This window comes from Pseudoalteromonas sp. S1727 (assembly GCF_005886375.1).
GTDB lineage: Bacteria > Pseudomonadota > Gammaproteobacteria > Enterobacterales > Alteromonadaceae > Pseudoalteromonas > Pseudoalteromonas haloplanktis.
The window spans coordinates 1-496 of the sequence record NZ_PNDT01000248.1; the positions used below are offsets into that span (position 1 = coordinate 1).

General features: G+C 36.9%; 1 protein-coding gene. It reads left to right on the forward strand.

All coding sequences use genetic code 11. From position 1 onward, the window contains the following. Positions 1–496, forward strand: a 496-nt coding sequence (locus CWB85_RS21875) for a sensor histidine kinase (RefSeq protein WP_171039066.1), incomplete at both ends; no start/stop codon positions are given.

Sequence of the window (496 nt, forward strand, 5' to 3'; positions counted from 1 at the left end):
GCTTGATATCAGCAAAATAGAAGCAAATCGTTTAGATTTGCACACCAGTGAATTCGATCTTGTTGTGATGATTAATGATGTTTACGCGATGTCGAGTATGCAAGCTAAAAGCAAAGGCCTAACGCTGTTATTAGAGAATCAGCTAGGGGCAAGTTACTGGACTAAGTTAGATTTAATTCGTGTGAAACAAATACTAATTAACTTATTAACGAATGCGATTAAATTTACAGAAGTCGGCAGTGTTACTTTGCATGTTAATACTATAGAGCAAGGGGTGTGCTTTAAAGTTAAAGATACCGGTATTGGTATGAACACCGAGCAAATTAAAAATATTTTTGAATGCTTTCAGCAAGGCGATAATACTATAAGTCGTAGGTTTGGTGGCTCTGGATTGGGCTTGAGTCTGTCGCAGCAATTAGCAATTATGATGGGCGGGTACATTAGTGTTGAAAGTGAGTTTGGTAAAGGCAGTGAATTTATTTTTAATGTACCATGT